The sequence below is a fragment of the uncultured Candidatus Kuenenia sp. genome (genome assembly GCF_900696675.1).
Lineage (GTDB): Bacteria > Planctomycetota > Brocadiia > Brocadiales > Brocadiaceae > Kuenenia > Kuenenia stuttgartiensis_A.
The window spans coordinates 1-8,766 of sequence record NZ_CAADGZ010000135.1 but is presented as its reverse complement, the minus strand read 5'-3'; the positions used below and the strand labels follow the sequence as shown (position 1 = coordinate 8,766).

Below are 8,766 nucleotides of genomic sequence, written 5' to 3'. Positions count from 1 at the left end.
TTGACGGAGAAAGGCCAGAAGTTCTCTTGTTCACTGATGACCGCTTCAGCCCTTGATATTAAAGCACTTACGGAAATGGCGGCATGAAAAACACGCATAAAAAACAAGAAATTGATGGATAGTAGTACAGACTTCGTCGTGAGCTCAGTCGAACGATTGCACAGATTAAAAAATTCACTACAAATTTACCAATGACCAATGTGACTAATGATATTTCCTTAGCGTGTTCAGGTTTGCAAACCTGAACACGCCGGGAGTTGTGTAATGTTTATGCTGAATAGTTGCGTTTTTGTGTTATTTTTTAGTTTGACTTCATAGATTTTTTATATAGCATACCTAATGGCAAAGGTTGGGGGCAGAAACGAGAGGGGCAATGTTTTATGTTGCCTGTCAAAGGATAGGCCACACAATGAAAAGTAATAATCGTTGTGTGGCTTTTTTTGTTTCAACGCAATGTCCATCTTTCGGACATAGCGACGTTAATCTAATCTAATCTAATCTAATCTAATTTAATGTAAGATAAAATTCAGTTTTTACGTGTAAAATTATTTTCTTTTTATTATTATTAATGGTAACTATTCAGCGTAAACGATACACGGCTCGTTACCAAACTCCAGTTTGGGAATGCATTTGTTCGAGAAACTCCGGTTTCTCGCCTGTTTGCTGATAGATAGGAAATAAAATCACAGGGTTCAGACAGTTTGTAATTTGTCAAGTCAGACCCTCACTGGAAACAAAGTTTCCAGTGCAATTGCGTTCCCAAACTGGCAGACTGGGTCAAATGAAAAACATTTATGGCCTAAAAAGGTCACATAGGGAAATAAGAAACTATTTTCAGCCAAACAACCGTTCGCCAGGCAGTCGTTGTGTACAGGTTTTGGCCAGACATAGGTAAAATGACGTAAGTATTTATAAATCAACAAATTAAAGTCAAAAAACCCTTGACTATCCGTATGGTTTATGCTAACATAACCACTTGTAAAATAAAGAGATAAACCTATTTTACGGTTTGTTTTCATAACACATGATTGCATTAAACAAGGAGACAAGGGGAATATGGCATATATTATAGGGAACAGAGATCAAAACACACTTTTTCCACCGGTAATACAAGATTATGTAGGAAAAGAAGACCCTGTGAGGGCGTATGATGCATTTATAGAGAGCTTAGACCTTCAGGAAATGGGTTTTGAGATCAATGCGTATAAAGCCGGTGCGCATGAGTATCATCCAAGGGCGCTCTTAAAATTAATCGTATATGGATATGCCTATGGGGAAAGGAGTTCCCGCAGACTGGAAAGGGCGTACTATCATAATCTATCCTTCATGTGGTTAGTATCCGGTATAAAACCTGATTACCGTACGACATCGAGATTTCGCAGAGAGAATAAAGAAGCGATAAAGCAGGTTTTAAATCAGAATGTAAAATTCTGTATAGAGATTGGATTGATAGAGGGAAACACCTTGTTTATAGACGGGAGTAAATTCAGGGCGAATGCCTATATAAATAATACGTGGGATGAAAAGAAGTGCGGGAAATATTTAGAGATAGCGGAGAAAAATATAGAAAGGATAATGGAAGAAGCCGAACGGATAGACAAGGAAGAAGACAGTAAGGGGTCATTAGTGAAGCTAAAAGAAGAGCTTCAGAGCAATGAGAAATTGCAGGCGAAGGTAAAAGAGATATCGAAGAAACTCAAGGAGAGCGGTAAAGAGAAGATCAATACTACGGATAGTGATAGTGTCAATGGCAAGACAAGCAGACTGGGTCAAATGGACAATTTTATCCTATTTTACGACAGGCATTCTCCACTTTAATGGGAAAACAGCACTAAATATGGTCTAAAACAGGCATAATGCGAGGAGTTGCCCCCACTTTTGATACAACAAAGTTCATTTGACCCAGTCTGAAGGCAGGGGAGTCATGCAATAATGAATTGCCAGGTAAGCACGGACAAGAAACACGGATTAATAGTAAACAGCGAAGCCGTTAGTCAGAACAACGATCTGAATCAACTCTCAGGGCAGGTGAAACAGTGTACAGAAACCTTGGGGAAGCCGCCGGCAGAGGTAGTGAGCGATGCGGGATATTTCAGTCTTAAAGATATAGAGAAAGTACCGGAAGATGTAAAGGTAATAATGCCGGGCAGAAGGCAGGCGCAAAAAGAGAACAAGAAAACGGAGTTAGAGCCGTTTGGTAAGGAAGAGTTTAGCTACGATAAGGAAAAGGATGTATATATTTGTCCTGAAGGAAAGATACTTGAGAAGAAAGGATTCGCATTTGGTTCTGAGGAGAAAGTAAGTTACAAGGCCGTAGGTAAAGAGTGTCGTGAATGCAAGCATTTTGGAAAATGCACTACCTGCAAAGATGGTAGGCGAGTAGTGCGAATGGTAAAACAAGAAGAACTTAAAGAGCGACTCGAAGAAATATACCACGAGGAAGAAAGCCAGAAGCTCTATAAATTGCGTAAAGAAAAGGTAGAATTACAATTTGGTCATATGAAACGGAATTTAGGAGCCGGTCAATTTTTATTGCGGGGCAGGGAGGGGGTTAATGCAGAGCTATCAATTCTATCAACCTGTTTTAACATGGCGAGAATGATAACCATAATTGGTGTGCCAATGTTGATTGCAAAGTTCAATAGCATGTAAAACCAGAGGGATTAGACACCGGAATGCACTAATAAAGATATATTACGGGAATTTTTAGACCTGATACAAAATAAAGTGTAGAAAAAAATTATCTATACTTTTTAAGCCGAATATACACCATCGCTGCAACTTTTATTTGACTCAGTCTGTGGAGTTTGGGAACGAGTTACGTTCTGAGCTCCGGTAGTTTAATAAATTACGCTGAATAGTTACTATTAATGAAGAAATTATGCTTTTCTGGCCCCAATTAAGTATTTTAGTAATGGATAAATATAATCTGCAAGGAGAAAGGAATGAATCGTAGGACAGTAATCGTCGATGGTTGTACCGCATGCGCACATGTAGTACATGCTACAAACGAAATAATTACAATCTATCCAATAACCCCGTCTTCCCCAATTGCGGAGATTTGCGACGCTAAGTCAGCAAAAGGACAAGTAAACATATGGGGCACAGTTCCCAAAGTGAGTCAGATGCAGTCAGAAGCCGGTGTCGCAGGCGCTGTCCACGGGTCTTTAACGACAGGGGCATTAGCCACGACTAATTCTGCTTCCCAGGGGCTGTTACTTATTATACCGAATATGTATAAAATAGCAGGCGAATTAACGCCTACTGTTTTTCATATAACAGCTCGCTCGCTTGCATGCCAGGGGCTGTCGATATTTGGTGATCATTCTGACGTAATGGCTGCCCGTGCTACCGGATTCGCAATGTTGTGTTCCCAGAATGTTCAGGAAGCAATGGATTTTGCCCTTATATCACAGGCAGCGACTCTTGAGTCTAGGATTCCATTTATTCATTTCTTTGACGGTTTCAGAACCTCTCACGAGGTACAGAAGATTGAGGAACTAAGCTTTGATGATATGCGTGCGATGATAAATGACGATCTTGTTATTGCCCATCGCAAAAGAGGGCTTTCCCCGGATCATCCCGCTATCAGAGGCACATCACAGAATCCTGACGTGTATTTTCAAGGCAGGGAGACGGTGAATAAATACTACAACGCAACTCCCGCGATAGTGCAAAAAGTGATGGACAGATTTGCAGGTATTGTTGGTCGCCAATATAAACTATTTGATTATTATGGAGCGCCCGATGCGGAAAATATCATCGTCATTATGGGTTCAGGCGGTGAAACAGTTGCAAACACCATTAGCGCCCTTAATAAAAACGGTAAAAAACTTGGGCTTCTGCAGGTCAGGTTGTTCAGACCTTTTGATATTGATACGTTTGTAAAAACATTGCCGGTAAGCGTAAAAGCTATTGCGGTGCTTGACAGGACAAAGGAGCCTGGTGCGATTGGTGAACCACTCTATCTTGATGTGAGAACTGCGATAAGCGAGGCGATGGAAAAAGGCATTGCAAAATTCAGGGAGTATCCAAAGATAGTCGGCGGAAGATATGGACTTGGGTCAAAAGATTTTACCCCTGCAATGGTAAAGGCCGTATATGATGATATTTCAAAAGAGACCCCAAAGAATCACTTCACCATTGGTATTGATGACGATGTATGTAATACGAGCCTGGAATATGATGAAAACTTTAATAATGATGAAAGCAAGGTATTTCGGGCATTATTTTACGGATTAGGTTCTGACGGCACGGTAGGCGCCAATAAAAACACTATAAAAATTATTGGCGATGAAACGGATAATTATTCACAGGCATATTTTGTTTATGATTCGAAGAAAGCCGGCGCTACAACCGTATCACATCTGAGATTTGGGAAAGAAAAAATCAATAAACCCTATCTTATTTCAAAGGCGAATTTTATTGCCTGCCACAATCCCGCTTTCCCTGAAAAAATTGATATGTTATCCAATGCAGAAGAAGGCGCAACCTTTCTTCTCACAACTTCGCATACCAGGGATGACGCATGGGACTCACTGCCCGTTGAAGTCCAGGAACAACTCATTAAGAAAAAAATGAAGCTTTATATAATCGATGCCATTTCACTTGCCGAAGAAATTGGCCTTGGCGCAAGAATAAATATGATAATGCAAACAGCCTTTTTTGTTATATCGGGTATTATCCCAAAAGAAAAAGCAATAGAGTCTATTAAAAAAGAGATTAAAAAGACTTATATAAAGAAGGGCGAAGAAGTGGTGAAGTTGAATTATGAAGCAGTTGACCGGGCGCTGCAAAGTATTATCGAGGTGCCGATTCCTGATAAAGCCAAGAGCAAGGTAAGGATGATTAAGCCTGTACCGGATAATGCACCTGAATTTGTCAGGAATGTAACAGCAAAATTGCTTGCAAATAAAGGAGATTCATTGCCGGTATCGGCAATCCCGGATGACGGGACCTGGCCAACAGGAACTACGCAATATGAAAAAAGAAACATTGGCGTCCATATTCCTGAATGGGAACCTGACGCATGTATACAATGTGGTCAGTGTTCTTTTGTGTGTCCTCATGCTTCAATCAGAATTAAAGCATATGATCCTTCGTTGCTCAAAGATGCTCCTCGTGCTTTCAAATCCATAGATGCGACGGGAAAAGATCTTCAGGGGCTTAAATTTACGGTACAGGTTGCTCCTGAAGATTGTACCGGATGTGCATCTTGCGTGTTCAATTGCCCTGGTCAGAAAAAGGACTCTAACGGTAATAAGATACCAGGGGTTAAGGCGATTAATATGAAATTACAAGAACCTTTACGATGCATTGAAGCAGAAAATTATGATTTCTTTTTAAAGCTGCCGGAAACCGATACATCAAGGTTCAGTATTTCGAACGTAAAAGGCAGTCAATTTGTAAAGCCGCTCTTTGAATATAGCGGCGCCTGTGTTGGTTGCGGGGAGACCCCATATATTAAATTACTTACACAATTATTTGGCGACCGGTTATTGATAGCAAACGCAACTGGTTGCAGTTCTATTTATGGTGGGAACCTGCCAACTACTCCTTACACAAAGCGGGATGACGGAAGGGGGCCTGCATGGTCAAACTCATTATTTGAGGATACGGCGGAGTTTGGCCTTGGTATGCGGCAAGCGGTGGATAATTTCCACAAACAGGCAGTAGAACTTATTAATAAACTATCAGTAAAAGATACTTATGCTGGTTCTAAAGAACTATTTGATGCGCTAATTGATGCAGACCAATCGAATCAGAAATCAATTGAAGAACAAAGAGAGCGTGTTGAAAAACTTAAACAGTTGTTAAAAAATGATGGTTCTTCAGAAGCAAAACACCTGCTTTCTCTTGCAGATTATCTGGTGAAAAAATCTGTATGGTCTGTAGGTGGCGATGGCTGGGGATACGATATCGGCTATGGCGGCGTAGACCATGTTTTGGCGTCCGGGGAAAATATTAAACTGCTTATATTGGATACAGAAGTGTATTCAAATACGGGCGGGCAGATGTCAAAGGCGACCCCTTTAGGGGCAATTGCACAATTTGCTGCAGGCGGGAAACGGACTCCAAAGAAGAATATTGGCATGATTATGTCAAATTACGGCAATGTCTATATTGCCCAGGTAGCTTTTGGAGCGAATCAGGCACAAACGCTCAAGGCATTTATTGAAGCGGATGCATATAAAGGCCCTGCTTTAATCATAGCATATTCAACTTGCATTGCGCACGGTATGGATATGAGCAAGGGAATAGAGGCGCAAAAAAAGGCCGTTGCTTGTGGATATTGGCCCCTATATCGTTACAATCCTGACCTTGAAGCACAAGGCGAAAATCCTTTCGTAATCAACAGTAAGGATCCATCAATCCCATTTGAAGAATATGCTTACCGCGAAAATAGATATAAGGCCCTTAGGTCAGCCAATCCTGAGATGGCAAAAGAGTTGATGAAGCTTGCGGAAGCAGATATCCAAAGGAAATGGAAATTGTTAAAACATATGGCAGAATGGAAGCCGTAGAAATACATTAGGATGAACCCTCTGTTTTCACATACCAGAACATATTATGGATGGGGAAATACAATAAAATAAAAATCATAGGAATTGGCAATCTTCTCTTAATGGATGAAGGTATTGGAATCCATGCAGTAAATGAATTGTTGAAGCATAAATTACCGGAAAATATCGAAATATTTGACGGTGGTACCGGCGGGTTTAAACTTCTTGAACTTATGTATGAAGCAGGCAGGGTTATCTTTATAGATGCGGTTGATAATGGTAAGAAACCCGGTGCAATAATCAGCTTCAAAGGCAACGCCATTTATTCTTCTTATCGAAAAATCAGATATTCCTTACACGAAACTGACTTGTTGGAAGTGATTAAAATGGCAACACTTCTCGACAATCTCCCAGAGATAAGGATTATTGGAGTCCAGCCAAAAACTGTTAAATACGGAATGAAACTTTCCATGGAATTAAAAAATGCAATACCTGAAATAATAGAGAAGGTATTTAAGGAAATTGGTAGCTTTTCGGCATAGTCTATTAAACTACCGAAGCACAACTCGTTCCCAAACTCCCGAAACTATGTCAAATAAAATACCATTAAATAACTTTTCGATAGGCGAATCTGAATTATTTTTTATCGCAGGGCCTTGCATAATAGAAAGCGAAGAAAGCTGTTTTCGGTTAGCGGAAACGTTAAAGGACATTTTTCTTAAAAATAAGGCACCTTTCATATTTAAAGCTTCATATGACAAGGCAAACAGGACTTCCGTCCATTCGTACAGAGGCCCCGGCATTACAAAAGGGCTGGAAATATTACGTAAGATTAAAGAACGGTTGAAGATTCCAATCCTGTCCGACGTACATTGCACGGAAGAGATATCAATGGCGGCGGATGTGCTTGATATTATTCAAATCCCCGCTTTTTTGTGCAGGCAGACGGATTTAATCGTCGCTGCGGCAGATACCGGTAAACCTGTTAATATAAAAAAAGGGCAATTTTTATCGCCTTGGGATATGAAATCGGTTGTTGAAAAAATAAGAAGCACCGGAAACGGGCAGATTCTTCTCACAGAACGAGGCGCGTGTTTTGGATATAACAATTTGGTAAGCGATATGCGTTCCCTGATTATTATGAAAACGTTAAATTGTCCTGTTATCTTTGATGCAACCCACAGTACACAGCTTCCTGGAGGGCAGGGAAGCATGTCCGGCGGTGATAGAACTATGGTAGCGCCGCTTGCAAGAGCGGCTATCGCAACAGGTGGGTGTGACGGACTCTTCCTGGAAGTGCATGAGCATCCGGAACGGGCGCTTTCCGATGCCGCCACAATGCTGCCGTTGAATGAGTTGCAGTTCCTTATAGAACAAACGAAGGATATTTACAACATTGTAAGAAAATCTGTAAAATTGTAATACTTTGCTATAAAAGATTGAAAATCGGTAAATTTGTTTTATAATCGCGACATAATTTTATTATGCAATAAGCCCGCGTAGCTCAATTGGCGGAGCACGTCATTCGTAATGATGAGGTTGTCGGTTCGACTCCGATCGCGGGCTCTTATTTTATAAGGGTTTTCAGGCCGTTGATACATTTCTGTTTACCCCCACTGTAGTCAACTTTCTCTAAAACCTCGATCCCACCCCTTAAACTTTCAGGACAATGATGTGCATAACGCTGGGTCATGGTGATGTTAAGATGCCCTGGCAGTTTTGATATTCTGTAAATATCAATGCCCCTTTGCGCTAACCTTGTCGCAAAGCAATGGCGTACATCGTGGAAATGAAAGTTTTGTATGCTGGCATTTTCCTTGGCAATATCAAACGCCCGGACAAGATTTCTACGGTTCATCTTGTGTTGATTCACCGTAAATGGGAATTTTCGAATTTAAAATAAACTACTAAAGCTGTAGCTTTACCCCAGACCCCCATGGTTTATTTTAGGTATAAGAGGAACTCTGGTTCGTCATTCTTTGGTTGTGAGCGAAATAGGATCGATTTGCCTCCTCTCTCGGAATGACGATCCGTCGTTCCTCGTCCGGCTATCCCTCGGCGGATTGCTCCCCAGCAGAGCCCGCCTCTGTTTTGTCGGACGGCACGATTCTATTCCTTCACCGCCTTTCTGTCAAACGATCTTTCGTTTAGCCGCCCGCCGTTGCCGCGCTTCACTTAATTTTCGGTCTCGTTCCAAAAAGATTTCTTTTTTACGTCCGAGCAATTTGTCCTGCGGGGCGATATAACCTATTGCGCTATGTAA

At 41.1% G+C, this 8,766-nt stretch carries 6 protein-coding genes and 1 tRNA gene; 6 read left to right on the top strand and 1 reads right to left on the bottom strand.

The window, feature by feature from the left end; translation table 11 throughout:
* Window positions 1–1,056 precede the first annotated feature (1,056 nt).
* From QZT26_RS14820 to QZT26_RS14795, 6 genes are all read left to right on the top strand, one after another.
* A complete protein-coding gene (locus QZT26_RS14820) occupies window positions 1,057–1,818 on the top strand; it encodes a transposase (protein WP_295103253.1) in 762 nt (253 codons plus the stop codon).
* 114 nt (window positions 1,819–1,932) lie between these two features.
* On the top strand, window positions 1,933–2,652 hold the full coding sequence (locus QZT26_RS14815) for a transposase (protein ID WP_295103250.1): 720 nt from the start codon (window positions 1,933–1,935) through the stop codon (window positions 2,650–2,652).
* A gap of 293 nt (window positions 2,653–2,945) precedes the next feature.
* Entirely contained in the window at window positions 2,946–6,524 is a 3,579-nt protein-coding gene (gene nifJ, locus QZT26_RS14810) for a pyruvate:ferredoxin (flavodoxin) oxidoreductase (RefSeq protein WP_295103248.1), read from the top strand.
* A 50-nt stretch (window positions 6,525–6,574) separates the two neighbouring features.
* On the top strand, window positions 6,575–7,045 hold the full coding sequence (locus QZT26_RS14805) for a HyaD/HybD family hydrogenase maturation endopeptidase (RefSeq protein ID WP_099323686.1): 471 nt from the start codon (window positions 6,575–6,577) through the stop codon (window positions 7,043–7,045).
* Between the two features lie 46 nt (window positions 7,046–7,091).
* Window positions 7,092–7,925 carry a 3-deoxy-8-phosphooctulonate synthase gene (kdsA, locus tag QZT26_RS14800; RefSeq protein ID WP_164995103.1) on the top strand — a complete coding sequence of 278 codons (834 nt, stop codon included), beginning with the start codon at window positions 7,092–7,094 and terminating at the stop codon, window positions 7,923–7,925.
* Between the two features lie 71 nt (window positions 7,926–7,996).
* Window positions 7,997–8,069, top strand: a tRNA-Thr gene (locus tag QZT26_RS14795).
* Window position 8,070: 1 nt separating this feature from the next.
* On the opposite strand, the gene QZT26_RS14790 is transcribed toward QZT26_RS14795, so the two are convergent.
* Window positions 8,071–8,361: a tyrosine-type recombinase/integrase gene (locus QZT26_RS14790; RefSeq protein WP_099323684.1), complete on the bottom strand. Its 291-nt coding sequence runs from the start codon at window positions 8,359–8,361 to the stop codon at window positions 8,071–8,073.
* Window positions 8,362–8,766: the final 405 nt, after the last annotated feature.

Excerpts from the sequence above, each read along its gene's own strand:
- QZT26_RS14820 (WP_295103253.1), top strand. The coding sequence starts at position 1,057 with ATGGCATATATTATAGGGAACAGAGATCAAAACACACTTTTTCCACCG.
- QZT26_RS14815 (WP_295103250.1), top strand. The coding sequence starts at position 1,933 with ATGAATTGCCAGGTAAGCACGGACAAGAAACACGGATTAATAGTAAAC.
- nifJ (WP_295103248.1), top strand. The coding sequence starts at position 2,946 with ATGAATCGTAGGACAGTAATCGTCGATGGTTGTACCGCATGCGCACAT.
- QZT26_RS14805 (WP_099323686.1), top strand. The coding sequence starts at position 6,575 with ATGGGGAAATACAATAAAATAAAAATCATAGGAATTGGCAATCTTCTC.
- kdsA (WP_164995103.1), top strand. The coding sequence starts at position 7,092 with ATGTCAAATAAAATACCATTAAATAACTTTTCGATAGGCGAATCTGAA.
- QZT26_RS14790 (WP_099323684.1), bottom strand. The coding sequence starts at position 8,361 with ATGAACCGTAGAAATCTTGTCCGGGCGTTTGATATTGCCAAGGAAAAT.